This is a genomic window from Methylobacterium sp. A54F (genome assembly GCF_053346035.1).
The window spans coordinates 1-272 of the sequence record NZ_JBKFBF010000234.1; the positions used below are offsets into that span (position 1 = coordinate 1).

General features: G+C 70.6%; 1 pseudogene. It reads left to right on the forward strand.

Annotation, left to right across the window (positions count from 1 at the left end):
• Nucleotides 1-272, forward strand: a pseudogene (locus ACLBXP_RS26105) (porin family protein); the annotation flags it as partial.

Consider the following 272-nt stretch of genomic DNA (forward strand, 5'->3'; position numbering starts at 1 on the left):
GCCCAACGGCTCGCGCGACGACTTCCAGACCGGCTGGGCGGCCGGCGGCGGCATCGAGTACGCGCTGCCGACCGACTCGTTCCTGAACTTCTTCCGCTCGTCGGCGGTGACGCTGAAGGTCGAGGGCCTGTACGTGAACCTCGATCGGGGCAACCGCAACAACGGCGCCTTCGGCGTTGCGCCGAACGGCACCGTCTACACCGTGGCCAACTCGGCCGTGGTCGGCGGCACGCTGGCCCGCCGCAACGACACCGAGTTCGCCGTCGTGCGCG